The 26,901-nt window shown below is 70.2% G+C and carries 24 protein-coding genes; 11 read left to right on the top strand and 13 right to left on the bottom strand.

What is annotated here, in order from left to right:
* The first annotated feature begins 75 nt into the window (after positions 1–75).
* The 3 genes from IEY70_RS05795 to IEY70_RS05785 all read left to right on the top strand — a co-directional run bounded on the left by IEY70_RS05795 (position 76) and on the right by IEY70_RS05785 (position 3,098).
* On the top strand, positions 76–2,043 hold the full coding sequence (locus IEY70_RS05795) for an endonuclease (RefSeq protein ID WP_189064056.1): 1,968 nt from the start codon (positions 76–78) through the stop codon (positions 2,041–2,043).
* Between the two features lie 63 nt (positions 2,044–2,106).
* Positions 2,107–2,634 carry a DinB family protein gene (locus tag IEY70_RS05790; protein WP_189064055.1) on the top strand — a complete coding sequence of 176 codons (528 nt, stop codon included), beginning with the start codon at positions 2,107–2,109 and terminating at the stop codon, positions 2,632–2,634.
* Entirely contained in the window at positions 2,631–3,098 is a 468-nt protein-coding gene (locus tag IEY70_RS05785; RefSeq protein ID WP_189064054.1) for a hypothetical protein, read from the top strand. Before IEY70_RS05790 ends, IEY70_RS05785 begins: the two co-directional genes overlap by 4 nt.
* A gap of 339 nt (positions 3,099–3,437) precedes the next feature.
* Here IEY70_RS05785 and IEY70_RS05780 read toward each other — a convergent pair whose 3' ends face one another.
* On the bottom strand, positions 3,438–3,716 hold the full coding sequence (locus IEY70_RS05780; RefSeq protein WP_189064053.1) for a hypothetical protein: 279 nt from the start codon (positions 3,714–3,716) through the stop codon (positions 3,438–3,440).
* A gap of 284 nt (positions 3,717–4,000) precedes the next feature.
* Between IEY70_RS05780 and IEY70_RS05775 the strand changes: the two genes are divergently transcribed.
* Together IEY70_RS05775 and IEY70_RS05770 are read left to right on the top strand one after the other, a co-directional pair.
* Complete coding sequence (locus IEY70_RS05775) at positions 4,001–4,519, top strand: hypothetical protein (protein WP_229777674.1); 519 nt, start codon at positions 4,001–4,003, stop codon at positions 4,517–4,519.
* Positions 4,453–5,154 (top strand): ComF family protein, encoded by a 702-nt coding sequence (locus IEY70_RS05770; RefSeq protein WP_308425512.1) that lies wholly within the window; start codon positions 4,453–4,455, stop codon positions 5,152–5,154. The genes IEY70_RS05775 and IEY70_RS05770 overlap by 67 nt, the downstream gene beginning before the upstream one ends.
* Positions 5,155–5,169: 15 nt before the next feature.
* Here the strand turns inward: IEY70_RS05770 and IEY70_RS05765 are convergent, their stop codons facing one another.
* The 5 genes from IEY70_RS05765 to IEY70_RS05745 all read right to left on the bottom strand — a co-directional run bounded on the left by IEY70_RS05765 (position 5,170) and on the right by IEY70_RS05745 (position 8,141).
* On the bottom strand, positions 5,170–5,715 hold the full coding sequence (locus IEY70_RS05765) for a DUF1684 domain-containing protein (RefSeq protein WP_373290754.1): 546 nt from the start codon (positions 5,713–5,715) through the stop codon (positions 5,170–5,172).
* A 2-nt stretch (positions 5,716–5,717) separates the two neighbouring features.
* A complete protein-coding gene (locus IEY70_RS05760) occupies positions 5,718–5,936 on the bottom strand; it encodes an RNA-binding S4 domain-containing protein (protein ID WP_189064052.1) in 219 nt (72 codons plus the stop codon).
* 89 nt (positions 5,937–6,025) lie between these two features.
* A complete protein-coding gene (locus IEY70_RS05755) occupies positions 6,026–6,565 on the bottom strand; it encodes a hypothetical protein (RefSeq protein ID WP_229777673.1) in 540 nt (179 codons plus the stop codon).
* A complete protein-coding gene (locus IEY70_RS05750; RefSeq protein ID WP_229777672.1) occupies positions 6,562–7,110 on the bottom strand; it encodes a hypothetical protein in 549 nt (182 codons plus the stop codon). Before IEY70_RS05750 ends, IEY70_RS05755 begins: the two co-directional genes overlap by 4 nt.
* Entirely contained in the window at positions 7,107–8,141 is a 1,035-nt protein-coding gene (locus IEY70_RS05745) for an Ig domain-containing protein (RefSeq protein WP_189064051.1), read from the bottom strand. Before IEY70_RS05745 ends, IEY70_RS05750 begins: the two co-directional genes overlap by 4 nt.
* A 146-nt stretch (positions 8,142–8,287) precedes the next feature.
* Between IEY70_RS05745 and IEY70_RS05740 the strand changes: the two genes are divergently transcribed.
* A complete protein-coding gene (locus tag IEY70_RS05740; protein WP_189064050.1) occupies positions 8,288–11,257 on the top strand; it encodes an insulinase family protein in 2,970 nt (989 codons plus the stop codon).
* A 187-nt stretch (positions 11,258–11,444) separates the two neighbouring features.
* On the opposite strand, the gene IEY70_RS05735 is transcribed toward IEY70_RS05740, so the two are convergent.
* From IEY70_RS05735 to IEY70_RS05725, 3 genes are all read right to left on the bottom strand, one after another.
* The gene (locus tag IEY70_RS05735) at positions 11,445–12,437 is read right to left on the bottom strand and encodes an MBL fold metallo-hydrolase (protein ID WP_189064049.1); all 993 of its coding nucleotides are present in this window, start codon (positions 12,435–12,437) and stop codon (positions 11,445–11,447) included.
* 209 nt (positions 12,438–12,646) lie between these two features.
* Positions 12,647–15,277: a sensor domain-containing protein gene (locus tag IEY70_RS05730; RefSeq protein WP_229777671.1), complete on the bottom strand. Its 2,631-nt coding sequence runs from the start codon at positions 15,275–15,277 to the stop codon at positions 12,647–12,649.
* 170 nt (positions 15,278–15,447) lie between these two features.
* Positions 15,448–15,939, bottom strand: coding sequence for a DUF3197 domain-containing protein (locus tag IEY70_RS05725; protein ID WP_189064047.1), 492 nt, complete (start codon positions 15,937–15,939; stop codon positions 15,448–15,450).
* 95 nt (positions 15,940–16,034) lie between these two features.
* Here IEY70_RS05725 and IEY70_RS05720 point away from each other — a divergent pair, with 95 nt between their 5' ends.
* Both IEY70_RS05720 and zapE read left to right on the top strand, forming a co-directional pair.
* On the top strand, positions 16,035–16,733 hold the full coding sequence (locus IEY70_RS05720) for a S4 domain-containing protein (protein WP_189064046.1): 699 nt from the start codon (positions 16,035–16,037) through the stop codon (positions 16,731–16,733).
* A gap of 40 nt (positions 16,734–16,773) precedes the next feature.
* The gene (gene zapE, locus IEY70_RS05715; RefSeq protein ID WP_189064045.1) at positions 16,774–17,775 is read left to right on the top strand and encodes a cell division protein ZapE; all 1,002 of its coding nucleotides are present in this window, start codon (positions 16,774–16,776) and stop codon (positions 17,773–17,775) included.
* A 309-nt stretch (positions 17,776–18,084) separates the two neighbouring features.
* Here zapE and dnaG read toward each other — a convergent pair whose 3' ends face one another.
* Entirely contained in the window at positions 18,085–19,857 is a 1,773-nt protein-coding gene (gene dnaG / locus IEY70_RS05710; protein WP_189064044.1) for a DNA primase, read from the bottom strand.
* A gap of 262 nt (positions 19,858–20,119) precedes the next feature.
* On the opposite strand from dnaG, the gene IEY70_RS05705 reads away from it, so the two are divergent.
* From IEY70_RS05705 to IEY70_RS05695, 3 genes are all read left to right on the top strand, one after another.
* Positions 20,120–20,449: a cupin domain-containing protein gene (locus IEY70_RS05705; protein ID WP_189064043.1), complete on the top strand. Its 330-nt coding sequence runs from the start codon at positions 20,120–20,122 to the stop codon at positions 20,447–20,449.
* Positions 20,450–20,638: 189 nt separating this feature from the next.
* Positions 20,639–21,205 carry a type 1 glutamine amidotransferase domain-containing protein gene (locus IEY70_RS05700; protein ID WP_189064042.1) on the top strand — a complete coding sequence of 189 codons (567 nt, stop codon included), beginning with the start codon at positions 20,639–20,641 and terminating at the stop codon, positions 21,203–21,205.
* Positions 21,206–21,305: 100 nt separating this feature from the next.
* Positions 21,306–22,061: a sugar nucleotide-binding protein gene (locus IEY70_RS05695; protein WP_189064041.1), complete on the top strand. Its 756-nt coding sequence runs from the start codon at positions 21,306–21,308 to the stop codon at positions 22,059–22,061.
* 307 nt (positions 22,062–22,368) lie between these two features.
* Here IEY70_RS05695 and gcvP read toward each other — a convergent pair whose 3' ends face one another.
* The 3 genes from gcvP to gcvT all read right to left on the bottom strand — a co-directional run bounded on the left by gcvP (position 22,369) and on the right by gcvT (position 26,888).
* Positions 22,369–25,236 carry an aminomethyl-transferring glycine dehydrogenase gene (gene gcvP / locus IEY70_RS05690; RefSeq protein ID WP_189064040.1) on the bottom strand — a complete coding sequence of 956 codons (2,868 nt, stop codon included), beginning with the start codon at positions 25,234–25,236 and terminating at the stop codon, positions 22,369–22,371.
* Between the two features lie 159 nt (positions 25,237–25,395).
* A complete protein-coding gene (gene gcvH / locus IEY70_RS05685; RefSeq protein WP_119674173.1) occupies positions 25,396–25,758 on the bottom strand; it encodes a glycine cleavage system protein GcvH in 363 nt (120 codons plus the stop codon).
* 59 nt (positions 25,759–25,817) lie between these two features.
* Positions 25,818–26,888, bottom strand: coding sequence for a glycine cleavage system aminomethyltransferase GcvT (gene gcvT / locus IEY70_RS05680; RefSeq protein ID WP_229777669.1), 1,071 nt, complete (start codon positions 26,886–26,888; stop codon positions 25,818–25,820).
* Between the last annotated feature and the right edge of the window lie 13 nt (positions 26,889–26,901).

Raw genomic sequence — 26,901 nt, 5'->3', positions numbered from 1 at the left:
AGGAACTGGGGAGTGGGGGTGGCCGACCCACTCCCCATGCCCGTTACGTTCACGGCGTAATGATATGCTGACCGCATGGACATTCCAGCGGAGTTGGTGCACGACACCCAGGCCCGGTTCCTGAACCGCCGGGCGCAGCGGACCGAGCAACTGGAGCGCCTGAACGTGCGCGGCCTGATCGAGACCGATTCCGCCGCGCGGGTCGAGGCCCGCCTCTCGCGGCTGGGCGTGCCCATGCCGGACGCCCGCGCGCTGGTCGAGGGGCACGAACCGCTGGCGGACCTCACTGCGCGCCTGCCGCAGGACACCCGGCAGAACGTGGAACGCCTGCTCGGCGCGAACGACCTGGTGGGCGTGGCGTACCTGGACCTCGCGCGCGCCGCCGCCCGCGCCGTGGCCCGCGTGGTTCTGCGCGACCGGCGGGGCCGCACCACCGGGTACGGCACCGGCTGGCTGTGCAGCCCCCGCCTGCTCATCACGAACAACCACGTCCTGACCGGACCCGACGACGCCCGCACGGCCGCCGCCGAATTCGACTACGAACTGCGCCCGGACGGCACCCTGCGCGACCGCGTGACCCTGCCCCTGGACCCGGATACGCTGTTCCTGACCAGCGAGGCGCTGGACTACACGGTCGTGGCCGTGGGGGGCGACACGGCGCCGTTCGGGTGGATTCCCTGCTTCGGCGGGGCCGACCGCAACGTGCTGGGCGAGGCCCTGAGCATCATCCAGCACCCCAGCGGCGAACCGAAACAGGTGGCGCTGCGCGAGAACCGCCTCGTGGACCGCCTGCCGGACTTCCTGCACTACGAGACCGACACCGCCCCCGGCAGCAGCGGCAGCCCCGTCTTCAACGACGCCTGGGAGGTCGTGGCGCTGCACCACAGCGGCGTGCCCCGCACCGACGCGCAGGGCCGCGTGCTGCGCCGCGACGGGCGGCCCACCGCGCCCGGCGACAGTGACAGCGACATCGACTGGATCGCAAACGAGGGCGTCCGCATCAGCCGCATCCTGGAGGACCTGCGCGCCCGCCCGGACGCCTCGCACCCCCTGATCGCGGAACTGCTCGCCGCGCCCCGCCCGCCCCGCCCCGCTCCCGAGAGGACGATGGCGACGACTCGCTCCGCCCAGGACCGCGCCACCCTGGACCTGGGTGAACTGGACCTGAACGCCCTGAACGCCGATCCGGACGGCCGCGTGACCCTGCCCGTCACGCTCACGCTACGGCTGAAAGCGCCGGAGGGGCGGCCCGCGCCGGGCCGGGACCGCCCGTACCTCGACCCGGCCGACGCGGACGCCGCCCGCGCCTACTACGCCCCGCTGAACGCCGAACTGAACGCCGACGCCACGCCGCAGCAGCGGTTCCTGGCCCTCTCTGAACTCGTGACCGGCACGCACGCCCGCACGCTGGCGTACGCGCCCGCCGAGCAGCTGTACCCCTGGGTGGACGTGTGGCCCGACGGGCAGCTGCGCAGCCTGTACTCGGCCCGCGAGCACACGCCCGCCGAACTGATCGAGGCGGACCGCGCCGCCCAGGCCCGCCGTGACCGTCTCGCCGCCGCCGAGGGCCTGAACGCCGACGCGCTGGAGGACGCCCTGCCGTACAACTGCGAGCATGTCGTGCCGCAGAGCTGGTTCGCGAAGCGGCAGCCCATGCGCGGCGACCTGCACCACCTGTTCGCCTGCGAACCCGACTGCAACTCCTTCCGGGGGAACACGCCGTACTTCGACTTCCCCGACTACGGCGAGGCGATCCGTAGCGACTGCGGCCGCCGCGAACCCGGCGAGTTCGAACCCGCCCACGGCCGGGGCGCCGCCGCCCGCGCCACGCTGTACTTCCTGCTGCGTTACCCCGGCGTGGTCCGCCAGTACGCGCCCCGGCACATTCAGACGCTGCTGGCATGGCACGCCGCGCACCCGCCCGGCGACTGGGAACGCCACCGCAACGCCGCCATTCACGCCGCGCAGGGCAACCGCAACCCCCTGATTGACCACCCGGACTGGGCCGCCACGACCGACTTCACGGAAGGTCTGGGCCGCTGAGCAGCCCCCACGTACGGCCGGGAAAGCAGGGTGCCCGCGCGCACCGGACGCTACACTGACGGCATGACACAACCCCTGACGGACCCGGCCGTGCTGGCCGTGATGGGCGCCACGCCCGACGACGTGCGCGCCCGCCTCACCAAGGAACTCGACCGCTTCGAGGCCCAGCTGCGCACCCGCCACGCCGACTGGACCCGCGTGCAACCGGGCCGCGAGTGGAGCCCCGCGCAGGACGCCGAGCACGTCATCCTGATCAACGACTCCATCTCGCGCGGCGTGGCGCTGCTGCTCTCTGACCGCGAACTGCGCCCCTCGCCCCGCCCGCCCGGCGAGACCACCCCGGACGGCCGCCGCGTCGCCCCGCCCCACACCCGCCCCAGCGAGGCGGGTCTCGCCTGGGAGGACCTGGACACCCGCTGGGCGCAGAGCCGCGCCTCCCTGGAACGCGCCGTGACGGACCTGCGCCCCACGCCGGGCCGCACGCTGTGGCACCCGTTCTTCGGGGAACTGGACGCCATGGACTGGATGCGCATGGTCGCCATCCACCTGAACAACCACCGCAAGCAACTGGAAGCCAGCGCCAGCGCATGACCGACCCTGCCAATCCCACCACCCCGCCTACCAGCACTGCGCCCACCAGCACCCGCACCGACAAGGGCGTGCGCGGCTTCGAACTGGACATCCATGTGGCGTTCACGCAGCCGCTTCCGGCCGCGCAGGCCCGCGCGGCGCTGCTGACCCTGGACGGGTTCACCGTGGACCTGTACCGCCCCCACCCGGCCGCGCTGCACGCCGACCAGTCCGGCGGTGACGCGCCCGACGAGGTGCCCTCGGCCCGCCTGACCGGCCCCCTGCGCGACCCCGAAGCCCTGCGCGCCGGCCTGAGCGCCCTGCTGGGCGGCCCCGCCCGCTACGTGGAAGTCGGCGTGCGCGGCTTCCTGCGCAGCGCCGCCGGGCAGACCGAATGGATGCCCTGGAAACGCAACGCCGTGCTGCCCCGCGCCGACGTGGCGCGCGTGACCTTCGAGGAAGGCGTGCGCTTCGTGCTGGAGTGAGATGGACTCCGATTGAATGGTTCGCCAGAACCGTTCAATCCGAGCGGATGCGAGTAGGAGTAGAACGGACTCTGGGAGTGGAGTTGGCAGCCCGGTGTTCTTCCGGGCTGTCAGCGAAACGGACGGAGTCCGTATGACGTAAGCAGGTATCAAGGGCCGCCCCGCACCTGAATTGAACAGGTGCGGGGCGGCCCGTCCGTCCTGCGCTCAGGCGCTAAGTACACTGCGTTTATCTTTTAGATAAACCGCGCGGAGCGCGTAGCAGAAGAAGTACGTTGAAGCGGGAATGGAGAGATTCCGGCGCTTTCCCGGAATCTCGCAATGGTAGCTTCAACGTACTTAGGCGCTCTGCGGCAGCACCAGCGCGCGGGCCTTCACGCCCGCCTCGAGTGGGTGCAGCGCCAGGATCAGCAGCCGCGTGTCCGGGCGCAGCAGGTACGGCAGGACCGTGTCGTTCAGGGCGTTCAGGGCGCACGCGGCCTCGCCGACCGGCAGGTCACGCAGGACCAGCACGGCGCGGGTGGCGGCCACGTCGGTCCAGATGTCCACGCGGCCCAGCAGGTCCTCGCCGCTGCGGGAACGGTACTCGAATTCATGATGCTGTCTGAGCGGATGCATGGAAGTGGTCTTCTCCTCTGGGTGGATCGGGGGAATGGAGCAGGAAGGCAGGCAGAGGCAGGTGAACGCCGGAAACGGAGGCTACGGAAACAGCCGGAAGCAAGCTGAGGGTGTTGTGACGCACAGCTTAAGCGCTGCGGATGTGTCCTTTGTCCCGCCTGTCTGTGTTCCGTGTGATCCCGCGCGGCCCTGCCGGTCGCCCTGACCGGTCCAGACTGCCGCGCGCCGATCAAACGTGCGTGAAAACGCACGAACTGACCCGCCCGGCCACGTACACTGAAGGGGTGACCACGCCCGTCAGCGAACTGCTGCGCGAGTACCAGGAGTACGTCCTGGCCTACCGCCTGCGCCGCGCCGTGGGCGGCCGGGTCGCGCCGCCCCGCGAGCAGTTGACCGTGGCGCAGTACGCCGCGCTGCGCCTGGAACGCCAGGATCTCGCGCGGTCCCTGATCCGCCGGGGCATGGGCAGCGCGCAGATGCGCCGCCTGGACGACCTGTCCGACGAACTGATGTTCGGCTTCTGGCTGAACCCGGCCGAGGTTGCCGCGTTCCTGCGCGCCGCGATCCGCGAGGGCAGCCACCCCGCGCTGGGCGACCCGGCCGCGTTCGCCGCTCTGCTGACCCCCGCCGAACGCGCCCGCCTGGGTGAGAGCGGCGTGCGGCGCGTGTGTGCCCACCACATCGCCAGTTTCTCGCTGGCGGCGCCCATGCTCGACCCGACCGGCCTGAACGCCGCGTGGCAACGCATTCAGGACAACGAGCCGCCGCTGTTCATCGACGAACTTCAGGCGGTGGGTTCCTGAACGCCGCGCAGCTGTTCGGGGACGCGCTGCGCGCCCTGCTACCCCGCGCCTGCCCCGGCTGCGGCGGGCAACTGGGCCGCGCCGCCGGACTGTGCGCCGCCTGCCGCGCCCACCTGCACGCCCGCGTCGAGGCCCACAGTCCCCTGCGTGTCCAGCCGGTCCCGCACCTCGTGACGCTGGGCGCGTACCGGGGCGTGAACCGCCGCGTGGTGCGCACCCTGAAATTCGGGGAGGCCCGCGACCTCGCTGCCGTGCTGGGCGAGGCCCTCGCGCAAGGTGTGCCCGCCCACTGGAACGTGGGGGCGGTCGTGCCCGTGCCGCTGCACCCGGCCCGGCAGCGGCAACGGGGTTTCAATCAGGCGGAACTGCTGGGCCGCGCCGTGGCCGCGGGGCTGGGCGTGCCGTGCGTGCCGGGCCTGCAACGCACCCGCCACACTGCTCAGCAGGCCCGCCGTCACGCCGCGCAGCGCGAGGACATGCACGGCGCGTTCCGCGCCCGCCCGGACGCACTGCCGGGCGGCCCGGTCCTGCTGATCGACGACGTGTTCACCACCGGCAACACCCTGCTCGCCTGCCAGGACACCCTGAAAGAGGCGGGCGTGACGGAGCTGTACGCCGCCGTCATCGCCCGCTGAGCGCCGGTTCCCCGGTCAGGGCAGTCGTTCGCCCGCCGTGACCGCGTCCGGCAGCCAGTTCTCACGCGGGGGCAGCGGGCAGGTCCAGCCGTCCCCGTACGCGCAGTACGGGTGGTACGCGAGGTTGAAATCCACCCGCACCAGCGCGCCCTCGCCGCCCAGTTGCCGGTCCAGCGCGGCGTCCAGGTAGCGGCCGGCGCCGTACGTGCCGCCCTCGGCCGCGCCGCTCGTGGCGTCCCGGAACGGAATGAACACGCGGGCCGGTTGCTCGTCGCCCAGCGGCGCGAACACGCTCAGGGTCCGCTCGCCGCCCGGCAGGGGCACCGTCACCTGCCCGTAGCGGGCCATGACGCGCGTCTCGCCGGTGTTCGTCTCCAGCGGGAACTCCGCCGCCACGTCCTGCGGCAGGCGGTCGAGCAGCACCGTGAACGCCCACGACTCGTCCGGCGCGAAGTACCGCAGGCCATGGAACGACTTCGGGTCCACCGGGCCGTTCCCGGCCGCGAAATGCTGGTCCTTGCGGTTCCGGAAGTCCAGCACCGCCTCCTCGTACAGACCCACGCTTACCAGTCCACCGTGACGCGCTGCCCGGCGTACTCGACAATGTCGCCCCGGCGCAGTTTGCGGCGGCGGCGGGTCTCGATCTGCCCGTTCAGGCGGACCTCGCCGCCCTGCACGCGGAACTTGGCCTCGCCGCCCGTCTCGACCAGCCCGCGCATCTTCAGGAAGTCCTGCAGGTCGATGGTGTCCGGATCGTAGGGAGAGTAACTGGAATCGGTCATGCCGGGCAGCGTAGCAGGGCGGGCAGCGCGTGGTCTGTAGCGCGCCGCCCCTCCGGCCAGTCAGTGCGCCCTGTTCAGCGTTTTCCCGGTCAGCGCTGGTTGTACTGCTGGCTGAACAGGCGCAGGTCCGCGTCGTCCACCCGGCGGTCCTGGTTCAGGTCGCCGGTCGTGGTGCTCTTGCCGTAGTTGTTCATCAGGATCGCCAGGTCGGTCAGGTCGATGCGGCCGTCGCCGTTCAGGTCCGCGCCGCTCAGGCCGGTGCGGGCGGCGGCGGGCGTCCAGGCACTCAGGCCCAGTTCGCGGGCCAGTTCGGTCTGCACGGCTTCCGCCAGCGGCAGCGGACCGCGCGGGTTGAACTCGATGCGGCGCTCCGTGCCGCTGACGAACACCCGAGCCGCCACGTCCGGGTTGAACGGCGCGGCGCTGGTCCCGCTGCCGCCCAGCGTGAGCAGCGGGCCGCCGCTGGTGTCCAGCGTGACCGGTAGTTCCGGCGTGCTGATCGCCGCCAGTGCCGCCCGCACGGCCTGCGTCAGCGCCTCGCCCTGCGGGCGGAGCTTCACGCTGGCCGCCCCGGCGTGGCCGGTCAGGGCGGCCGCCAGCAGCAGCGTGACCAGTCGGGCGCCCCTCACGGACGGGCCTCCCGCGCGGCCAGGATCGCGGCGCGCAGCTTCGCCGGGTCCGTGATCGCCGCCTCGGGCGTCACGGCAGGGCTGCCGGACGCCGGGGCGGGCGGGGTCACGGCGGGCGCCGCCTCGCCGGACACGGGAACGCCGTTCACGATGACTCCGTTCACGACCGGGTACCACCCCTGGTTGAAGCCCACCAGCGGGCTGTCCAGCCGGGCGGTGTACAGCAGCGCGATCACGTCCTGACCGGCACGCAGGTCCGGCAGGTCCGCCACGCCCTTCAGGAAGTACAGCGTGGGCACGCCCTCCCGCTGCGGCAGTCCGGCCGGGTCGCCCGCCAGGGTTTCCGTGACGGTCAGCGGGTACGCCGCGTACGTCACGCCGCCCTCCTGCACGTCGGCCGGCTGGCCCAGCGTGGCGCGCACGATCACCTCGGCCTTCTTCGCCTGCTGCGCCAGCGTCAGCGTGGGCGCGGTCGTGGCCTGCGCGCCCGGCGGCAGCAGCAGGGCCGGGACCAGCAGCAGGCCCAGCAGCGCGCGGGCCTTCACGGCTGCCCCCCGGAAGCGGGCGGCGTGACCGGAGGCTCGGTCGTGGGCGGCTGGGTGGTCGGCGGCTCCGTGGTCGGCGGTTCGGTCGCGGGCGGCGCGGGCGTCCCGGCCGGAGCAACGTCTGCCGGAACCGTGGTGGCCGGGGCAACCGGCGCGCCGTCCTGCCCGGCCGTACCCGCTGGCGCAGCGGGGGCCTTCTCGGCGGCTTTCTCGCCTGCGGCCTTCTCGGCGGCCGCCTTCTCAGTCGCTGCCTTCTGCGCGCTGGCCTTCGCGGCGGCCTCGTCACGGGCTTTCTGTGCGTCGGGTGTCAGTTTCTCGCTCAGCAGTTTGCCCTGCCCGTCGCGCGCCTCGAAACCCAGGTTGGCCGCTGTCAGGGTCACGGGTTTCGTGACCTTCAGGGTCAGCAGGGCCACGCGCGCGCCGCTGCGGGGCACGTTCTTGAAGCCCACGTCCACCGTCACCCGCTGCCCGTCCTGCCGCCAGAACAGCACGCCGCCGGACTCGCCGGGCTGCGCGGCGCTGACGCTCACGCCCGCCGGGAGGTCCCACACCAGCCGCGCGGCGCGCACCGTGCGGGGAGCGGTGATCGTCACGGGAATGCGGGTGTTGCCGCGAATCTCGCCGCCGGGCAGCGTGGGCGTCAGGCTCAGGGCCGGCAGGTCCTGCACGGTCACGCGGAACTCCTTGCTCTTTGTGCTCAGGTTGGCGTCCGTGACCTCCACCGTGAACGCGAAGGTGCCGGTCCGGGTGGGCGTGCCGCTCAGGGTCAGGCCGCTCAGTTTCAGGCCCGGCGGGAGCGTGCCGCCCGTCACGCGCGCTGCGTACGGTCCCGCGCCGCCCGCCACGGTGACGGGCGCGGAGTACGTCTCGTTCACGTACAGGGGCGGCATGCCGGACGGACTGTCGGCGAAGTACAGGATGTCGGTCGCGCTGCTGGCGGACGAACCCGTGATCTCCTGCCCACACGACGCGAGCGGAACGGTCAACAGACCTGCCAGGACCACCCGGGCGGCCACGCGGTGAAATGCCATATGCCCCGCAGTGTACCCGCCGCCGCCCGCCGGGGCGGTGAGATTCGCAGAGATTCGCATGACATCCGCCCCGGCGGGGGCCGGGCAGCGGGAATCGTCGCGCATCCCAGCGTTCCGGGCGGGGGCGCGGGATTAGACTCGGGGGCATGACTTCACTGCCAACTACTGCGCTCGCCCACGCGCTGCCCGCCGCGCCCCGCGTGGGCGAGCGCCTGGGCCGTTACACCGTCGAGCGGGTCGAGACCCTCCCGGAAATGCAGGGCACGCTGGTGCTGCTGTCGCACGAACTGGGCGCCCGGCACGCGCACGTGATCCGCGACGACGACAACGCCGCGTTCTCCGTGACCTTCCCGACCGTCCCGAAGGACAGCACGGGCGTGGCGCACATCCTGGAGCACATCGTCCTGATGGGCAGCCAGCGTTACCCGGTGCCGGACCCGTTCTTCGCGATGCTGCCGCGCAGCCTGAACACCTTCATGAACGCCATGACCAGCAACGACTGGACCACGTACCCGTTCAGCACCCGCAACGAGCAGGACTTCTTCAACCTGCTGTCGGTGTACCTGGACGCCACGTTCTTCCCGCTGATGCGCTACGAGTCCTTCCGGCAGGACGGGCACCGTTTCGAATTCCAGACGCCCGACGATCCCACGACCCCGCTGAAGTTGCAGGGCGTGGTGTACAACGAGATGAAGGGCGGCATGGCGAACCCCGGGTCCGTCATGTGGCGGGCGTTCGGGAAGGCGCTGTACCCGGACCTGACGTACGCGAACAACTCCGGCGGCGCGCCCGAGAACATCCCGGAACTGACCTACGAGAACCTGCGGGCCTTCCACGCGGCGCACTACCACCCTAGCAACGCCTTCTTCTACACCTACGGGAAACTCCCGCTGGAGCGCATCCTGGACGCCATCGAGGCGCACGTCATGGGGCAGTTCACGGCGCAGGTGCTGGATGTCAGCATTCCCGACCAGACGCCGTTCACCGCGCCGCGCAGCGAGCGGGCCGAGTACCCCGGCACCGACACGGAACGCGGCTCGCAGGTCAGCGTCCTGTGGAAACTGGGCCTGAGCAGCGACGCCGACGCCAACCTGCGCTGGAGCGTCCTGAGCGACGTGCTGCTGGGCAACCCGGCCGCGCCCCTGACCCGCCCGCTGATCGAGTCCGGGCTGGGCGCGGGCCTCGCGGACCTCAGCGGTTACCGCGACTCGTTCCGTGAGGGGGCGTTCGCGGTGGGCCTCAAGGGCCTGGGGGCCGGGCAGGTACAGGCCGTCGAGACGCTGGTCCTGGACACCCTGCGCGCTGTCGCGGAGGGAGGCATCGATCCGGAGCTGATCGAGAGCAGCCTGCACCAGTTCGAGATCGGGCAGAAGGAAGTCAGCAACGCCGGGTACCCGTTCGCGCTTCAGGTGATGTTCCGGATGCTGGGGCCGTGGCTGTACGGCGGCGACCCGCTGACCGGCCTGCGCCTGGAAGCCGAACTGGACCGCCTGCGCGCCGACCTGAACGCCGGGCGCGTCTTTGAACCCATGATCGAGCGGGAGCTGCTGAACAACCCGCACCGCGTGACGCTGGAACTCGCGCCGGACCCGGAACTCGCCGCGCGCACCGAGGCCGACGAGCAGGCCCTGATCGATCGCCTGAGCGCGGGCTTCACCGACGAGGACCGCGCGCGCATCGTGACCGAGAGCCTGCGCCTCAAGGAGTTGCAGGCGCAGGAACACCCGCTGGACACCCTGCCCACCCTGAGCCTCTCGGACGTGCCGCCCAGCGTGCCGCGCGTGCCGTACCACACCGGGCAGGCGGGGGCCGCGCTGATCGCCCGCATTCCCCAGCCGACCGGCGGCCTGACCTACCTGGACGTGCAGGTGCGCCTGCCCGACGTGCCGGACGACCTGCTGGACGCCCTGCCGCTGTACGCCTTCGCCGTCACGCGCGGCGGCGCGGCCGGGCAGGACTACGCAGCCATGGCGCGCCGCATGGAGGCCGTCACGGGCGGCGTGAGCGCCAGCGTCAGCGCCGGCGTGCGCCCCGACGACCTGAACGCCCTGCGCCTGAGCCTCAGCTTCAGCGGCAAGGCCCTGGCCCGCAACGCCCCCGCCCTGACCGAGGTGATCCGCGATCTGCTGGCCGCGCCGGAATTCACCCGCGACCGCCTGGAACAACTGCTGCGCCAGCGACTCGCGGGCCTGAAGGCCAGCGTCGTGCAGAGCGGCAACGCCTACGCCGAACGGCTCGCCGGGGCGCAGGTCAGTCCCGCCGGGGTCCTGGGCGAACGCTTCGGCGGCCTGAGCGCCCTGAACACCCTCAAGGGCATCGTGGAAGGCCGGGCCGTGGAGGGTCACAGCGGCGGCATCAGCGGTCTCGACGACCTGATCGCCCGCTTCGGCCGCATCCGCGACCTGATCCTGACCGGCACGCCCGTCCTGGCCCTGACCGCCACCGAACCGGACCTGAACCTGGACCTGAGCGGCGTGACGGACCTGTTCACGGGCAGCGCCCCCGTCGGCCGCCCCGCCCCCACTCCCGCCCCCCGCCGCCCGCAGGCCCGCACGACCGACTCGCCCGTCGCGTTCAACGCCGTGGCGTTCCAGACCGTGCCGTACACCCACCCGGACAGCCCGGCCCTGCTGGTCCTGTCGCGCCTGCTGCGCAGCAACTACCTCCTCAAGGAAATCCGCGAGAAGGGCGGCGCGTACGGCGGCGCCGCCAGCTTCGACACCCGCGAGGGCGTGTTCGCCATGAGCAGCTACCGCGACCCGAACATCGCCCGCACCTACCGCGTGTTCCGCGACGCCCGCGCCTTCCTCGACACGCCCCTGGGGCAGCGCGAACTGACCGAGGCGATCCTGGGCGCCAGCAAGGTCCTCGATCCTCTCACCAGCCCCGACACGGCCGGACGCATGCGCTTCTACAGCGATCAGGCCGGCTACACGCCCGAGGTGCAGGACGCCTTCAAGGCCCGCCTGCTGGCCGTCACCCTCGACGACCTGCGCCGCGTCATGGACACCTGGCTGACGCCCGACCGCGCCGCGTACGCCGTCGTCACGGGCCGCGACCCCAACGACGACACCCTGAACGAACTCGGCCTGACCTTCGACGTGCAGGGCGTGTAACAGGGGAGAGAGTACGAAAGGCAGTGGGGGACGGCTCCAACCGCCCCCCACTGCCGGACACAACGGAAAAGGCCCGCACGGATCTGGTTCTGTGCGGGCCTGCTCTGTTCTCAGTGGGTGGCGGTCAGCAGCGCGGGCGTCCGATCAGGATGCATCCCACTGCCTTCTTCCCACTTTCTTCCCTGGTTCAGCTCCAGTTCCAGACGGTGGGTTCGAACTCGTAGGAACCCTCGCCCAGGCGGCGCAGGTGCCCGATGGCGTGGAACGGGAAGTGGTACCCCGTGACCCACAGTTTGCCGTTCACGATCCGGTCGAAGATCTCCTGACGGGTCTGCGCGGCCTGATCGCCGTTCGTGTCGAACCCCACGTACGCGCCCCTGTGCTTCAGCGAGATCAGGAAGTGCCCGCCGGCGTCCCCCAGGATCATGATGCCCTGCCCGGCACTCTGCGCCAGGACGCTCAGGTGGTTCAAGGTGTGGCCGGGCGTGGCGACGGTCGTCAGGCCCGGCACGATCTCCTGGCCGGGCTGAATCAGCTTGAACTGGTCTTTCAGGGCGATCAGGTTGTTCTTCACGGCGTCGTTCGGGTTGGCCTGCGTGGCCCAGAAGTTGAATTCGGCCTCGCCCATGACGTGCTGCGCGTTCGCGAAGGTGGGTTTCCCGGCGGTGGTCAGGCCGCCGATGTGGTCGCCGTGCCCGTGCGTGATGAACACCACGCTGACGGTGTCCGGTTCGATCCCCGCGCGGCGCATGTTGGCCACGAGTTGCCCGTTGGCGCCGCCCCGACCGGTGTCGATCAGGATGCGTTTGCCGTCCAGTTCGACCAGCACCGGGTTGAAGTGGTTGACGGTGTCGGTGGCCGCCACGCTGTACTCGGCCAGGGTCGCCATGAATTCGGCCTGACGGTCCGGGTTCGCGCCCCAGGTGGGCAGCAGTGCGGCCAGCGGGGTGGTGCCGTCGCTGATGACGGTGACGGTCATGTCCCCGATCTTCTGGCGGTAGAAGCCGTTGCCGTTCATGGCGGTGGGGGCCGCCGGGGCAGGTGCGGCCGTCTGCGCAGACGCCAGGGGCGCGGCGGCGGCCAGTGCCCCGGCCGTGCCGAGCAGGCGCAGGGCGTCGCGGCGGGTGGGGCCAGTGGTGAGGTCAGTGGCCGTGTCGGTCTTGGTGCGGGGCTTGGTCATGGCGGTACCTCGGTCAGTGGAGTGAGGAGCGGACACCTGGGGAGGACATCCGGGAAGGCGACTGGATGGACGGGCAGGCAGACCCCTTCACGTTAAGGGACTGCCGACCCGCCAGAAAGCAGTCGCGCACACGCCCAGACCTTCAGCGACCATTCATGATCCAGACTCGGGTTGAATGGACTGCAAAGGCCATCCAACCCGAGTCCGGATCAGTGGTGGCGTAGCCAGTCCAGCAGTTCCGCGCTACCCAGCGGCGGCGTGATCGCGTACCCCTGCGCGGCGTCGCAGCCCAGGCCGCGCAGCACGTCCAGCTGATCGGGGGTCTCCACACCCACCGCCACCACGTTCAGGCCCAGGCGGTGCGCCAGGTCGATGGTGGCCTGCACCAGCGTCAGGGACTTGTCGTCGCCGGGCAGGCGGGCCGTCAGGGTGGGGTGCAGTTTCACGGCACTCAGCGGGAAGCGCGTCAGCGAGGCGAGGCTGCTCGCGCCGTCCCCGAAGTCGTCCACGCTCAGGCGCGCGCCCAGGGACCGCAGTTGCTCCAGCAGGCCCAGCGTCTCCTGACTGTGATCGAGCAGGCTCCCGGCGGCCACCTCGATGTCCGGTGCGCCCTCGGCGGACAGCAGCGGCAGCAGGCGGCGCAGGCCACTGCTGCGGCGCAGTTCCTCCAGGCCCAGGTTCACGCTGACCGTCCAGTCCGCGAAGCGTTCCGGCAGGGCCGCGCGTACCGCCGAGCGGCCCAGCACGGCCTCCTGCACCACCCACTCGCTGATGCTGGTGATCAGGTCGCTGCGGCTCGCCAGGTCCAGAAAGCGGTTGGGGCTCAGCATGCCCAGCGTCGGGTGGTTCCAGCGCAGCAGCGCCTCGGCACTCACCGCCCGGCCCTCGCGCAGCGAGATGGCCGGCTGGTACAGCAGCGTGAACTGCTCGCCCTCGACCGCGCCGCGCAGCGCCTCTTCCAGTTCGAAGGCGCGGGCCACCTGCTCGCGCAGGTCCGGGTTGAACACGCTGACCTGATCGCGGCCCTGGCGTTTGGCGTGCTGCATGGCCACCTCGGCGTCCCCGAGGGCCGCGTCGCCCGGCGCGCCCGCCTTCAGGGCCGCGACACCCAGCGCCACGCTGACCGCCACGTCCCGCTGACCCACCCGCAGCGGCACCTGCTGCAACGTGGCCCGCACCCGCCCGGCCGCGCCCGCCGCGTCCACGCCGGGCAGCGTCACCGCGAAGGAATCGTCGGCCAGTCTGGCTGCCAGTCCGCGCTGCTCGTTCGCCATGTCGTTCAGGCGGGCCGCCACCTGAATCAGCAGGCGGTCGCAGCCGGTACGGCCCAGCGCGGCGTTCAGCGCCCCGAACCCGTCGATGTCCAGGCACACGACCGTCCCGGCCTCCGGAACGGCGTTCAGCGCCTCGCGCAGGCCCGTGCGGTTCAGCAGACCCGTCAGGGAATCGTGCCGCGCGTCGTGCCGGATCTTCGCCTGCGCGCGGCGCAGCGCCGTCAGGTCCCTCAGGGTCAGCAGCACGCTGCCGCGCGCCCCGCCCGCCTCGCCGCCCACGCCCGTGGCGCGCAGTTCCATCTGCCGCACCGTGCCGTCCGGCAGCGCCAGCAGCACCTCCCGGCGGAAGGGCAGGGTCACGTCCTTCCATTCCGGCACGACCAGCGGGTCGCCCTCGGGCGTGAACATCCGCACGCCCAGTTCACCCAGCACCCGCGACACGCCCAGCCCCACCAGCCGCGCGGCCTCCACGCCCAGCAGCGCCGACGCCCGCTCACTGACCAGTTGCGCGCGGCCCAGGTGATCGACCAGGATCGTGGCGTCCTCGGAGAGGGCCAGCACCTGCGTCATCACGCCCAGCGGCGCCCGCCCGTCCCGGCTGCCCGCCGCGCCCTCGGCGACCAGCAGGCCCTCCTCGGTCGTGCGGCGCACGCTGAGGGTCAGGGTGCCGCCCCCCTGCAATTCCACGTCCGCGCGGGCCGCGCCGCCCGTCGCGGCCAGCCGCACCAGATCCCGCACCGTGTCGGACGGCACGTGCGCGAAGCACGGCCACGCCCACAGCGGCGCGCCCGTCACGACCGGCGACGCCGCCGGAAGCAGTTCCAGCAGCCCGTGACTGGCCTGCAACACCGCCCCCGACTCTGACAGCAGCGCCGACGGCGTGTCGGTATCCAGCAGCGCCGACACCCGCGCGGCCCGCTCGTACTCGCCCGTCACGTCCTGCAGGGTCAGCATGACGCCCGCCACGGACCCCCCGTAGTACGGGCGGGCCTCGCCGCGCACCCACACCAGCCCGCCCGCGCGGCGCACCTGCTCGTCCGGCAGGCGCACCGACCGGCCCGCGCCCGCCTGCGACAGCACCTCCAGGAACGCCGGGCGGCCCGCGAAGACCTCCTGCACCCCGTGACCCACCACCTGCGCCTCGGACAGACCGAACAACTCCAGGAACGGCCGGCTGACCTTCCGGAACGCCAGTTCCGACGTCAGCCACGCCGTCGCCACCGGCAGTTGCGTGACCAGCACCTCCGTCTCGCGGTTCGTGCCGTCCACGCGCGCGGCGGCCAGCAGCATGGTCAGCACCTGCACCGCCGCCTCGGGAATCACGCCCGACTCGGCCCACAGCAGGCCCAGCAGCGCTCCGTCCCGCGTGAGCCACGTCATCTCGCCCCGGTCGAACCACTCGTCGGGCGGCACGAGGTCCGGCCCGACCGACACGGCCGCCGCGTCGGCCCGCACGCGCAGCACCTCGTCACCCAGGGAAGCCAGCAGCGTCGCCTGCGGCGCATGCACGCGCAGCAGATCACTCAGGGTCGCGTGAACGGCAGAAAAAGCAGCAAGTGGAGTCACTTCGGGGTTACCTCGCGTTCCGGGCCAGGGGCATGAACGCATGAAAGACGTGAACGGGAAGGCGGCGGGCAGCACTCACGTCAAGAATCCTGCCACGGCAACTCTTACGGGCTTCATGCAAGGCCCGCCCGCCCGCACCCACACGGATCGCCTCTGTGCTCCAGCCCCCCCTAGCCTGCCGTCTGTTCTGCCGCGCGTTCTGCCGAGCGCGCCACCAGCCGCGCCTCCCAGCCCGCCCCCAGGTACAGGCCCGGCTCGACCGGACTGCTGGCCGCCACCACCCGCGCGACCAGCGCCCCGTCCGGATCACCCAGCGCCCGCGCCTCTCCGGCGCCCACCACCGCCTCGCGCAGCAGCACGCCCGCCCCCACCGCCCAACCCAGCAGGCCAGACAGCGCCGCCCCGCCCGCCGCGCCGAACGCCGGACCGAACGACCACGCCACCGGCACCACCCGCCCCGACCCGCCCGCGCCCACCAGCGACCCTGCCAGCAGCAGCGCCCCGTACCCCGCGCCCACCCGCTCGCCCGTCCGGTCCGTGACCAGCACCAGCCGCGACCCGCCCAGCGTGCCGCGCACCTCCGGGCGGCCCACGTACTCCAGCACGGCGTCCAGTGTCTCCAGCGGCGCGCCCGGCACGCCCAGCGGATCGGTGATGTTCATGCCGCAGTGTAAGCCCCGCCCCGACGAGCGGCCGGGGCCGGGCCTGCAACCCCCCTCACGGCGCGCACACCGCCCGGCGCACTATTCTGCAACCCATGAAGCAGAAGCTCTCCACCCTGGTCGCCCAGGCACGCGGAGGCCGGGTCATCCGCACCCCCTTCCTCGACAGTGACGACATCGACCGCCGCCTCCTGACCGGCGACGACCTCAACCACCGCATCGCCGGCGGCTTCCCCGACGCCCGCCGCGTCATCCTGACCCTGCACCCCGCCCACATCCCCGAAGTGGACAGCGGCGTGCAGGTCTACCACGTCACCCCCGAAGACGCCGCCCCCCACTGGGACGTGCAGGACTTCAGCGTGCACCTGCGCCGCCTCGGCCTCGACGAGGACCAGCTCGGCGACCTGCGCGAGGACCGCAGCGGCTTCCTGATCGCCGCGACCGGCAAGGCCGCCCAGACCATCGCCGACCTCACCGAACTCAGCGGCCGCCACGTCACCGTCGCCCCCATCGGCGAGAGCGCCGGCAAGAGCAGCAAGGTCCGCGAAGTCGTCGTGCCCAGCATGCGCGTCGACGTGGTCGGCGCCAAAGGCTTCGGCGTCAGCCGCGCGTACTTCCAGCAGGGCATCGACGGCGGCAAAGTCCGCCTGAACGGCGCCCCCGCCCGTGCCAGCAGCGAAATCCGCGAAGGCGACAGCCTCAGCGCCGACGGCCTCGGCCGCATCGACTTCAAACGCGTCGTGAACGAAACCCGGCGCGGCAACTACAAAGTCGAACTCGACGTTCACAAATGACCCCCCCACAAATGACCCCCCCACAAGTGACGCCCCGCCCGTGATCGACCTCACCACCCGCAACCCCACCCTGCAACCCGAACAACTCACCCACGACCTCACCCCCAGCCACCGCTACCAGCACGTGCGCCTCGACACGTACGCCCCCAACCCCGACTACCCCAGCCAGGCGCAGGCCCGCACCGCCATCCAGGCATTCCTGAAAGGCGCGCAGGTCCGCCCCGGCGGCTTCCGCCTGTTCCGCCGCGCCAAACCCGAAGGACGCGGCCTGTACCTCGACGGCGGCTTCGGCGTCGGCAAAACCCACCTGCTTGCCAGCGCCTACCACGCCACCGACGGCACCCGCGCCCTCATGAGCTTCCAGGACCTCATGTACATCATCGGCGCACTCGGCATGACCCGCGCCACCGACGCCTTCCGCACCCACGACCTCCTCCTCATCGACGAATTCGAACTCGACGACCCCGGCAACACCCACATGGCCAACACCTTCCTCGGGCAACTCATGCCCGGCGGCACCAGCGTCATCGCCACCAGCAACACCGAACCCGGCGCCCTCGGCCAGGGACGCTTCAACGCCAGCGACTTCCAACGCCAGATCCAGGGCATCGCCGACCGCTTCGACACCTACCGCATCGACGGCCCCGACTACCGCCAGCGCGGCGTACGCCCCGAAGACACCATGACCCCCGACGAGTACAGCACCTGGGAAGCCCGGCAGAACCCCGCCACGCTCGCCCGCCTCAGCTACCGCGACCTCAGCCGCCACCTGCTGAACGTCCACCCCAGCCGCTTCAGCCGCCTCCTGCAAGACGTGCAGGCCGTCGCCATCACCGACCTGACCCCCACCCCCGACCAGAACGTCGCCCTGCGCTTCGTTCACTTCATCGACAAACTCTACGACCTCGGCCTGAACGCCACCTTCACCGGCACCAGCCTCACCGCCCTGTTCAGCGACACGTACCGGCACGGCGCGTACGCCAAGAAGTACAGCCGCTGCCTGTCCCGCATGTCCGAGATGCTTCAAGAGGCCCGACAGTAGGGGAGGGCCGGTTCCTGGGTGGGCGCCTGCGGCGGGCTGCCCCACCCCCCAGCCCCCATCCCCAGGGGGGACGGGGGAGCTTGCGTTGGCACTGGGCAGGTATTTCGCGGGCGTTCGTGGTGGGGATTGGGCGGGGACGGCCACGCCTCACACGCCATCCTTCGACTTCGCCGCGTGCGCCCCGCGCGCTTCGCGCACGACGGGCTTGGTGGTGACGACGGTTACGTCAGCCAGCCTCCTGGCTCCCCTTGAGGGGAGCTGTCAGCGAAGCTGACTGAGGGGTCGCCCTTCCACCCTGCTCCCCCCGCTTTACGCGCTGCGGCGGCTGCGTTTTTCGGCTTCGATGGCGCGTTGCAGGTCCTGGATCTGGCGGAGCATGTCGAGTTGCTGGGCGGGTGGGGCGGTCGGGAGTTGGGTTTTGAGGGTGGTGACCTCGGCGCGCAGCGCGTCGATGCTCATGCTGACCTGAATGTCGTCGACGGCGGTGGCGGCGTACGCGCCGACTTTCTGTTCGTACTGGTGGCTGTTCTCGCGGCTGATGCTGCCGGCGTCGCGGCCTTCGAACATCAGGCGGATCAGGAGTTGCTCCTCGGGTTGCCCGCGGAAGATGTCCAGCACGTCGTCGGGATTCTGGGCGCCCTGGAGGGCCAGCATGACCTTGCGGACCATCTCGTTACGCCAGGGGGTGGTGCCGTCCAGCTTGGCGCGGAGGCTGGGGTCGACCAGCAGTTGCCGCAGCAGGGCCATCTCGCGGTCCTCCTCGCCCCGGTGGTTGCTCATGCCCGCAAGGTGCGTGTCGGTCAGGACGCGGCGTTTGGCCTTGCTGGCAATCCATTCCAGCAGCGCTTCGGGTTTGATGCCCAGCGTCTCGCACGCGGCGGTGCGCACGCCCTCGGCGATGTCGTCGAGCGGGTCGAGGTTCTGCATGCGCGGCAGGAGTTCCATCAGGATGCGGCGTTTGCCCTCGCTGGTGCCCACGCCGTGCTTCTCGATGGCGGCCTGCACGCGGTAGTGCACCTCGTCCAGGCCGCCGCCGATGGCCTCACGCAGCTGCTCGTCCCCTCCGAACAGGAGGGTGTCGGCGGGGTCCTTGCCGCTGGGCACACTGGTGGCCCGCACGCGGAACTTGGCGCCCAGCACCTGATCCAGCCCGGACAGCGTGGCTTTCAGGCCCGCCTCGTCACGGTCGAACAGCAGCACGAGGCTCTGCGCGCCCAGCCGTTCCAGCAGCGTGGCGTGCTCGGCGGTCAGGGCGGTGCCCAGGCTCGCCACGGCACCCGTGAAGCCGTGCTGGTGCATGGTGATCACGTCCATGTACCCTTCCACGACCGTCAGTTCCGCGCCGCTGCCCAGCCCGGCGCGGGCCTTGTCCAGCCCGTACAGCAGCTCACCCTTCCGGAACGCATCCGTTTCCGGGGTGTTCAGGTACTTCGGTTTGCTGTCGTCCAGCACCCGCCCACCAAAGCCCACCAGTCGCCCCAGATGATCGCGGATGGGGAACATCACGCGCCCACGGAAGCGGTCGTACACCCGCCCGGACTCCGGGTTCTCGATCAGCAGCCCGGCCTCCAGCAGTTGCCGTTCCGTCAGGCCCTTCACGCGCGCGTGCTTCAGCAGGCCGTCCCAGCCCTCGGGCGCGAAGCCGATCTCGAACGACTCGATGGTCGCGTCCGTCAGGCCACGCCGCCGCAGGTACGCCAGCGCCCCCTCACCCGCCACGCCCGTCAGGTGCTCCCGGAAGTACGCCAGCGCGAACGCGTTCACGTCGTACAGGTCGCGGTTACTGCGCTCCCCGTACTTCGCCTCGACCTGCACCCCGGCCCGCTCCGCGAGTTTGCGCAGCGAATCCCCGAAACTCAGGTTCTCCGTGCGCTGCACGAAACTGAACACGTCCCCGCCCGCCTTGCAGCCGAAACAGTAGAAGTACCCCTGATCCGTATCCACCTGAAACGAAGGCGACTTCTCCTTATGAAACGGACACAGCCCCTTCAGGCGACCCTTCCCGGCAGGGGAAAGGCGCACGTACTCACCCACCACCTCCGCAATGTTCAAGCGTGAACGAACCTCTTCTTTCGTTCCCATGCACCCTCACCCCCCCCCGCACAGGCCGCCCGCACAACAGCGCAGGCGGCCCGGTAGACCCGCAGTGTACCCCACCCCCCACCCACACCGCTACACCCCGAAATGTGCGTCTGACACGAACAAAAACATGAGAGCCACGGCGCGGCCCGTGCAGCACGCACCCACCCACGTGAACGCACGCCCAGCACTCCCTTCAGACCCCATGACCACCCCTGAAGGCCCCCCTCACGCCCCCCACCCCCCCACACGCCACGCTGAACCCATGCCCACCGACACCAACACCAGCTACAAAGTCAGCCAGAGCAACACCACACACGGCCAGGACGGCGAACACCATCTCGCACGCGGCCAGCACAGCAGCATGCGCCTGTGGCACAACGAACAACCCAATCCCGACAAACCCGAACACACCCACGACTACGAAACCCTCGGGTACGTCATCAACGGCAAAGTCGACCTGATCATCGACGGACAGGCCATCCCCCTCCAGAGCGGCGACTCCTACTTCGTGCCCGCCGGCACCCCCCACACCTTCCGCGTCACCGAAACCCTGACTGCCGTCGAAGTGAACACCCCCGGCACCGACAAGTAAGCCGCCCCCACCCGAACACCCCTCACCCTTCCGGCGCTTCGCGCCTCTGCTGCGCAGCTCTGCGAGTCCCTCCCTCTCCCCACGGAGAGGGACTTTTCACGCCCCGACTCAAGCCCCGCTCAACCCCTAATGAACCCCCCTTCAGCCCCCCATCACGCCCCCCACCCCCCCACACGCCACGCTGAACACATGACCGACCAACCCCTGAAAGGCAAAACCATCGCCATCCTCGCCGCCGACGGCGTCGAACAGGTCGAACTCGTGAAACCCCGCGAAGCCCTGGAAGCCGCCGGGGCCACCACGCACCTCATCAGCCTCAAAGCCGGGCAGATCCAGAGCATGAAAGGCGACATGGAACCCCAGGACAAGTACGACGTGGACCACACCGTCACGCAGGCCAACCCCAGCGACTACGACGGCCTCCTCCTGCCCGGCGGCACCGTCAACCCCGACAAACTCCGCCTGGACCCCTACGCCATGAAGTTCGTCCGCGCGTTCTACGACCACGGCGCACCCATCGCCGCCATCTGCCACGGCCCCTGGAGCCTCAGCGAAACCGGCATCAGCAAAGGCCTGAAAATGACCAGCTGGCCCAGCCTGAAACACGAACTGTGCCTGACCGGAGCCGACTGGGTCGACGAACAGGTCGTCGTGGACAGAGGCATCGTCACCAGCCGCAACCCCGACGACATCCCCGCCTTCAACGCCAAAATGATCGAAGAATTCCAGGAAGGCGACCACAGCAGCAAACGCTGAAGACGCAGACCAGACAGCACAGATGGGCGGGGGGCCGCACTCCACACCGGGGCGCGGCCCCCCGCCCTGTTCCCCCGGTCCTGTCCGTACACTGCACCCCATGACCCGACCCTGGCTCGTCACCGGCCTGACCGGCACCCTCGCCCCTCACGTCGCCCACGCCCTGCAAGCACAGGAGCACACCGTCACCGGCTGGGACCGCCACACCACCCCCGCCGACGACAGCGCCGCCGCGCACGCCTACCTGCAAGCCCTGAACCCCCAGGGCATCCTGCACCTCGCGCTCGGCAGTGAAGCCTGGGCGCACGCCCTCGCCGCGCACGCCCACGCCACCGGCATCCCCTTCGTCCACACCAGCACCGCCATGGTCTACAGCGCCCAGGCCGGTGGCCCCCACCACCCCACCCAGCCTGCCCAGCCCGACAGCGACTACGGCCACCACAAAGCCCGCACCGAACACGCCATCCGCACCGCTAACCCCCACGCCGTCATCGCCCGCATCGGCTGGCAGATCCACCCCACCGCCACCGGCAACAACATGACCCAGCAACTCCAGGCGCAACACGACCAGAACGGCGTTATACGCGCCAGCCGCCACTGGACCCCCGCCACCTCGTTCATGACCGACACCGCCCACGCCCTCGCTACCCTCGCGCAGGACGGCACCACCGGCACCGTCCACCTGGACAGCAACGCCCACGACGCCCTCACCTTCCCGGAACTCGTGCGCGGCCTCGCCCGGCACCTGAACCGCGACTGGGTAGTCGAGGAGACGGACGACTACACGCACGACCAGCGGCTCGTGGACGACACCACCCGCCTGCCCAGCCTGCGCGAACGCCTCGGGCTGGCGTAAACGTCACTTGAGATCAGTAGGCGCCTATTCCGGCTGAGTTGCATGCTGCCCCACCCCCCAGCCCCCTACCCCAGAGGGGCAGGGGGAGTGGTCGCTGCGCTCGGCAAGAGTTTCTACTGCCGCGCCGCACCTGTAACGGGCGGTGACGTATCCGGCCTCGACGCCATCCTGCCGACCCCATTGGAAGGCCCGCGCGCTTCGCGCACGACGGCTCGGGGCTGGCGTCCCCCCAGTAGTCAGGACTGAATGGGGCACAGAAGAAAGCCTCCCTATTGGGGAGGCTCTCTGATTTACGGACGCTCAGGGCTCACGCCTCGATGTAGTCCTCGACGGGTGGGCAGCTGCACACGAAGTTTCTGTCGCCGTACACGTTGTCCACGCGGTTGACGCTGGGCCAGTACTTCCACTGCTTCTGCGTGGCGGTGGGGTAGGCGGCGGTTTCGCGGCTGTACGCGCGGTTCCAGTCCATGTCGATCAGGTCGGCCTGGGTGTGGGGCGCGTGCTTCAGCGGGCTGTCGGCGGCGGTGATCAGGTCGTCCTGCACGTCCTGAATCTCGCGGCGGATGCCGAGCATCGCCTGGATGAACCGGTCGAGTTCCGCTTTTGGTTCACTCTCGGTCGGTTCGATCATGAGGGTGCCGGGCACGGGGAAGCTCATGGTGGGCGCGTGGAAGCCGTAGTCCATGAGGCGCTTGGCGACGTCCTCCTCGGTTATGCCACTGGCGGCTTTCAGGGGGCGCAGGTCGATGATGCACTCGTGCGCCACGCGGTCGTTCCGGCCCGTGTACAGGACGGGGAACGCGCCTTTCAGGTGGTGGGCGATGTAGTTGGCGTTCAGCAGGGCGACCTGCGTGGCGACTTTCAGGCCGCGTGCGCCGAGCAGGCGGATGTACAGGTAGCTGATGGGGAGGATGCTGGCGCTGCCGTACGGTGCGGCACTGACGGCCCCCGTGCTGCTGTCGCTGGTGGGGCGCACGGCGTGGTTCGGGAGGAACGGGGCGAGGTGCGCCTTCACGCCGATGGGGCCCATGCCGGGGCCGCCGCCGCCGTGGGGGATGGCGAAGGTCTTGTGCAGGTTCAGGTGAGAAACGTCGCTGCCGATCAGGCCGGGTTTGGTCAGGCCGACCTGGGCGTTCATGTTCGCGCCGTCCAGGTACACCTGCCCGCCGTGCTGGTGGATCAGTTCGCACGCCTCGGTCACGCGTTCCTCGTACACGCCGTGCGTGCTGGGGTACGTGATCATCAGCGCGCCCAGGTTCTCGCTGTGCTTCTCCGCCTGGGCTTTCAGGTCGTCCATGTCGATGTTGCCGTCCGCGTCGGTCTTCACGACCACGACCTGCATGCCCATCATGGCCGCACTGGCGGGGTTCGTGCCGTGCGCGGATGCGGGAATCAGGCAGATGTTCCGGTGCGCCTCGCCGCGACTCTCGTGGTACTTGCGGATGACCAGCAGGCCCGCGTACTCACCCTGCGCGCCGCTGTTCGGCTGGAGGCTCACGGCGTCGTACCCGGTGATGTCCGCCAGCCACGCCTCCAGTTCCGCCAGCATCTCCGCGTACCCTTCCGTCTGATCCTTGGGCGCGAAGGGGTGAAGCTGGCCGAACTCGGGCCACGTCACGGGAATCATTTCCGTCGTGGCGTTCAGTTTCATGGTGCAGCTGCCCAGCGGGATCATGCCGTGCGTCAGGCTGTAATCCTTGTTCTCTAGGCTCTTCAGGTAGCGCAGCATGCCGTGCTCGCTGTGATGCGTGTTGAACACCGGGTGCGAGAGGTAGTCCGAGGTGCGCTTCAGCCCGGCGGGGATGCCGTCCACAGCCTGAGCGTCCAGCGCCAGCACGTCGGCGGCGCTGCCCGTGATGACCTCGATCAGGTCGCCCAGATCGGCCACGGTGACGGTCTCGTCCAGGCTGACGCTGACGCGGTTCTCCTCGTAGCGAAGGTTGATGCCCTTGCCCTCGGCGCGGGGGCGGATGGCGGCGCTGTCCCCCTCGAAGGTGACGGTGTCGAAGAAACTCCCGCTGACGGTCAGGCCCGCGTCACGCAGCGCGGCGGCCAGGATGCCGGTCAGGCGGTGCGTGCGCTCGGCAATCGTCTTGATGCCTTCGGGGCCGTGGTAGACGGCGTACGCGGCGGCCATGTTCGCCAGCAGAGCCTGCGCGGTGCAGATGTTGCTGGTGGCCTTCTCGCGGCGGATGTGCTGCTCGCGCGTCTGCATCGCCATGCGCAGCGCGGGGCGGCCCTTGACGTCCCGGCTGACGCCGATCACGCGGCCGGGCATGCTGCGCTGGAAGTCGCTGCGGCACGCCAGGAACGCCGCATGCGGCCCGCCGAAGCCCATCGGAACGCCGAAGCGCTGCGCGCTGCCGATCACGATGTCCGCGCCCATCTCACCGACGGGCTTCACGAGGGCACTGGCGAGGAGGTCCGTCGCGGCGATCAGCAGTCCGCCGCTGGCATGCACGCGCTCGGCGATGGGGGAGAGGTCGTGCAGGTCGCCGTACGTGCCGGGCGTCTGCACCAGCGCCGCGAAGGTGCCTTCCGGCAGTTCGGCGTCGGCGGGTCCGGTGACGATCTCGAACCCGAAGTACTCCGCGCGGGTGCGGATCACGTCGATGGTCTGCGGGTGCACGTCCTGCGCCACGTACAGCGTGTTGCCCTTGCTCTTGCCCGCGCCCCCCTTAATCGAGCGCTGCGCGAGGGTCATGGCCTCGGCGGCGGCGGTCGCCTCGTCCAGCAGAGAAGCGTTGCAGACGGGCATGGCGGTCAGGTCCATGATCGCCTGCTGGAAGTTCAGCAGCATCTCCAGGCGACCCTGGCTGATCTCCGCCTGGTACGGGGTGTAGGCGGTGTACCAGCCGGGGTTCTCCAGCATGTTCCGCAGGATCACGCCCGGCGTGTGCGTGCCGCTGTACCCCATGCCGATGTAACTGCGGAACACCCGGTTCTTCGCCGCGACCGCCTTCAGGTCGGCCAGCGCCTGCGCTTCCGTGACCGGGCCGCCCACGTTCAGGTCTCCCGTGAAACGGATGCTTTCGGGCAGGGTCGTGTCACTCAGTTCATCCAGGCTCCCCACGCCCAGCTCCGCCAGCATGGCGGTCTGTTCGGCCTCGGTCGGGCCGACGTGACGGTCGAGGAAATCAGCGGTCTGCAGCAGATCAGTCAGGGAACGGGTCATGAAGTACTCCTGGGGGTGGGGCGGTGAAGCGGGTCACACGCCCCCTCACCCCGGCCCTCTCCCACAGGGGGAGAGGGAGAAAAAAGAATGTTGAACGTCCCTCTCCCACGGGAACTCGGATGAGCCGCTTGCGGAGAGGGGCTGTGGTGAGGGGTTGCCTCAGTTGTTCGCGGCTTCGTACGCGGCGGCGTCCATCAGGTCGCCCTCGCCGGTCACGTCGAGTTTGAACAGCCAGCCGCCTTCGTAGGGGGCGCTGTTGACGAGTTCAGGCGTGCCGCTCAGGGCGTCATTCACGGCGGTGATGGTGCCACTGGCGGGCGCGTAGATGTCAGAGGCGGTCTTGACGCTCTCGACGACGGCGATGGTTTCGCCCGCTTCGACGACGCGGCCGACTTCGGGCAGTTCGACGTACACGACGTCGCCCAGCTGGTCCTGCGCGAAGTCGGTGATGCCGACTGTGCCGTCGGCGGCGAGCCATTCGTGGGAGGCGGCGTACTTCAGTTCGGTGGGGGTGGTGGTCATGGTCGTATTCTCCGGGTTTCGGGGGTGGGGGGTGTGTGCGGGCCTACGTGGGGGGCGGGTCAGCGTTTGTAGAACGGCAGTTGGACGCGGGTGGCGGGGTGGTCCTTGCCGCGCACCTCGACGTCGAAGATGTCGAGAGTGGCGTGCTCGGCGTTCACGAGGGCCATGGCGATGGGGTGCCCGAAGGTGGGGCTGCTGGTGCCGCTGGTGACGTGCCCGACGACTTCACCGCCGACCTTGACGGGGTAGCCTTCGCGGACGGGCACGCGGTCCAGTTTCAGGCCGATCAGGGTCTGGGTGGGGGCCGTGCGGATGTGTTCGTGGCCGATGTGGGTTTTGTCCTTCACGACCCAGCTGTACGTGCTGCTCAGCGGGTGGATGGTGTCGCTGAATTCGTGCCCGTAGAGGGGGAAGCCCGCCTCCAGGCGCAGGGTGTCGCGTGCGCCCAGTCCGGCGGGCGTGAAGCCGACGGCCAGGAGTTTGTCCCAGATGGTCTCGGCCTCGCTGGCGTCCGTGAAGACTTCGAAGCCGTCCTCGCCGGTGTACCCGGTGCGGGCCAGCATGACGTCGAAGCCGAAGAGTCTGGCGGGGAAGAAGGCGTTCTTCTTCCTGCTGCTCAGGTCGGTGTCGGTGTGGGGTTGCAGCAGGCTTTCGGTCTGGGGTCCCTGCACGGCCAGCAGGCCCCAGCGGTCGCTCTCGTCGGTCAGGGTGACGTCGAACTCGCCTGCGTGCGCGCTGAGGTGCGCCCAGTCCTTGGCGATGTTGCTGGCGTTCACGACCGTCAGGTACTCGTCTGGCGCGACCATGTAGATGTAGATGTCGTCCACGAGGCCGCCGGACACGCCGGGCAGCCAGTTGTACTGCGCGCGGCCGGGCTTGAGTTTGCTGACGTCGTTGGTGGTGACGTGTTGCAGGAACGCCAGTGCGCCGCTGCCCTGCACGCGGAATTCGCCCATGTGGGACACGTCGAACACACCGGCGGCGTTGCGGACGGCGTCGTGTTCGGCTTTCACGCCCGCGTACTGCACGGGCATGTCCCACCCGCCGAAGGGCACCATTCGGGCTCCGGCGCGCAGGTGCGCGGCATGCAGGGGCGTCCGCTTCAGCGGCTCGGTGGGGGACTGGTTCACACCTGAAACTGTA

This window comes from Deinococcus seoulensis, from assembly GCF_014648115.1.
GTDB classification, from domain to species: domain Bacteria; phylum Deinococcota; class Deinococci; order Deinococcales; family Deinococcaceae; genus Deinococcus; species Deinococcus seoulensis.
Note: the sequence above shows the minus strand (reverse complement) of the source record. Positions and strands in the feature narration are given on the sequence as shown.

Excerpts from the sequence above, each read along its gene's own strand:
- IEY70_RS05795 (WP_189064056.1), top strand. The coding sequence starts at position 76 with ATGGACATTCCAGCGGAGTTGGTGCACGACACCCAGGCCCGGTTCCTG.
- IEY70_RS05790 (WP_189064055.1), top strand. The coding sequence starts at position 2,107 with ATGACACAACCCCTGACGGACCCGGCCGTGCTGGCCGTGATGGGCGCC.
- IEY70_RS05785 (WP_189064054.1), top strand. The coding sequence starts at position 2,631 with ATGACCGACCCTGCCAATCCCACCACCCCGCCTACCAGCACTGCGCCC.
- IEY70_RS05780 (WP_189064053.1), bottom strand. The coding sequence starts at position 3,716 with ATGCATCCGCTCAGACAGCATCATGAATTCGAGTACCGTTCCCGCAGC.
- IEY70_RS05760 (WP_189064052.1), bottom strand. The coding sequence starts at position 5,936 with ATGACCGATTCCAGTTACTCTCCCTACGATCCGGACACCATCGACCTG.
- IEY70_RS05745 (WP_189064051.1), bottom strand. The coding sequence starts at position 8,141 with ATGGCATTTCACCGCGTGGCCGCCCGGGTGGTCCTGGCAGGTCTGTTG.
- IEY70_RS05740 (WP_189064050.1), top strand. The coding sequence starts at position 8,288 with ATGACTTCACTGCCAACTACTGCGCTCGCCCACGCGCTGCCCGCCGCG.
- IEY70_RS05735 (WP_189064049.1), bottom strand. The coding sequence starts at position 12,437 with ATGACCAAGCCCCGCACCAAGACCGACACGGCCACTGACCTCACCACT.
- IEY70_RS05725 (WP_189064047.1), bottom strand. The coding sequence starts at position 15,939 with ATGAACATCACCGATCCGCTGGGCGTGCCGGGCGCGCCGCTGGAGACA.
- IEY70_RS05720 (WP_189064046.1), top strand. The coding sequence starts at position 16,035 with ATGAAGCAGAAGCTCTCCACCCTGGTCGCCCAGGCACGCGGAGGCCGG.
- dnaG (WP_189064044.1), bottom strand. The coding sequence starts at position 19,857 with ATGGGAACGAAAGAAGAGGTTCGTTCACGCTTGAACATTGCGGAGGTG.
- IEY70_RS05705 (WP_189064043.1), top strand. The coding sequence starts at position 20,120 with ATGCCCACCGACACCAACACCAGCTACAAAGTCAGCCAGAGCAACACC.
- IEY70_RS05700 (WP_189064042.1), top strand. The coding sequence starts at position 20,639 with ATGACCGACCAACCCCTGAAAGGCAAAACCATCGCCATCCTCGCCGCC.
- IEY70_RS05695 (WP_189064041.1), top strand. The coding sequence starts at position 21,306 with ATGACCCGACCCTGGCTCGTCACCGGCCTGACCGGCACCCTCGCCCCT.
- gcvP (WP_189064040.1), bottom strand. The coding sequence starts at position 25,236 with ATGACCCGTTCCCTGACTGATCTGCTGCAGACCGCTGATTTCCTCGAC.
- gcvH (WP_119674173.1), bottom strand. The coding sequence starts at position 25,758 with ATGACCACCACCCCCACCGAACTGAAGTACGCCGCCTCCCACGAATGG.